This window comes from Vibrio sp. 10N.222.48.A3 (assembly GCF_041475345.1).
GTDB classification, from domain to species: Bacteria; Pseudomonadota; Gammaproteobacteria; order Enterobacterales; family Vibrionaceae; genus Vibrio; species Vibrio tasmaniensis_A.
In genome coordinates this window covers 1-1204 of sequence record NZ_JBFRVX010001216.1, presented here as the reverse complement: position 1 = coordinate 1204, position 1204 = coordinate 1, and the positions used below count along the sequence as shown (strand labels likewise).

At 35.9% G+C, this 1204-nt stretch carries 2 protein-coding genes; both read left to right on the top strand.

All coding sequences use genetic code 11. The annotated features are described in order from the left end of the window. The first annotated feature begins 63 nt into the window (after window positions 1–63). Window positions 64–603: a YcxB family protein gene (locus AB4653_RS25130; protein WP_372085701.1), complete on the top strand. Its 540-nt coding sequence runs from the start codon at window positions 64–66 to the stop codon at window positions 601–603. A gap of 59 nt (window positions 604–662) precedes the next feature. Next, on the top strand, window positions 663–1085 hold the full coding sequence (locus AB4653_RS25125) for a hypothetical protein (RefSeq protein ID WP_009844731.1): 423 nt from the start codon (window positions 663–665) through the stop codon (window positions 1083–1085). Window positions 1086–1204 lie beyond the last annotated feature (119 nt).

Here is a 1204-nt window from a genome sequence, read left to right as displayed (position 1 = left end):
TCTAATACGATTATTGTATTGTTCTACAACTACGCAAGTCGATGTATACATAGGGAAGTTATAATGATCAAATCAATTAAAATCACCAAAAAGAACTACTTGGATTTTTCAGGTTTTGCTTTAAAACGACTGAGTTCATCGCAAGAAAGTACAAAAAAGAACTTTATAAAGAGCATGATGATTGGCTTTTTTATTGCTGTTTTTTTTATGTCAGTCGCTATAAATATTGGAAGGGTTAACTTTTCTAGTTTTCATTTGCAAACATTTTTAATGACAATGATACTTATTTTTATATTATTTTCGGGTTTTATTTATAACTTAATAAAGATAAGGGAATTATCAGTGCCAAATGAAGGTGGTATTATTATTGGTGATAAGACCATTGAGTTAACAGAGGAAGGGATTCATGAAGTGAATCCATTCGGGAGTTGTTTTTACAAATGGGAGGCTGTTGAGTCCGTAGAGGATAACAGTGGAGATGTTTATATTTTTGTGGATAAGCTTGCTGCTTTGATTATTCCTTCTGATTCATTCGAATCTCAGATTGAGGAAGAAAAGCTGGTTTTACTAATAAAGAAATATGCATTGAAGACAAATGATTAAGGCAAGTGAGATAGTGTGTGTTTTCACCCATTAATGCGTTTAGCATAAGGCAAAGCCCTATGTTTTCTGTTAGAAATCTATCAGCTCTGTTTTATCTTGTAGCGCTTCTTCTGCCGGCTTTTTCCTGCGTTGACGGGCGAGAAAGCAGTTTAACTTATGGTTATCAAGCACTAGTATTTGGCTTCATGCAAGTTTTTGCGGCAACGTTTATGTTGACCACTTGGTTCGACACAGCCATAGCGTTGATGTTCCCATGGTTGGCAAATATCTCTTGGGTGCTAAGCTTGTCTAATAACCAAGGGATAAAAGTGAATCCATGGTCAGTCGTAACCTTATGTGCGCTAATCATTTTCTTTTCTCAGCCGCTAGTAATAGTGGCCGGGGGTAACGGGGCTACCTCTATTTTATCTTTAAAGTTACATTCTGGAGCTTATTTATGGGGCGTTGCGTTGATGCTACCTATATTTATTAAGAATAAATAATTAAAGCATAGAAGAATAGGGTCAGGTCTTGTCTTTTTCCATAATACAAAAGGCTTTGTCTCTGGGTTATTAATGCGTCAGCAGAGCCAGCAAAATATCTACTACATGACTAACCATCT

Coding starts and splice junctions, on each gene's coding strand:
- AB4653_RS25130 (WP_372085701.1), top strand. CDS start 64: ATGATCAAATCAATTAAAATCACCAAAAAGAACTACTTGGATTTTTCA.
- AB4653_RS25125 (WP_009844731.1), top strand. CDS start 663: ATGTTTTCTGTTAGAAATCTATCAGCTCTGTTTTATCTTGTAGCGCTT.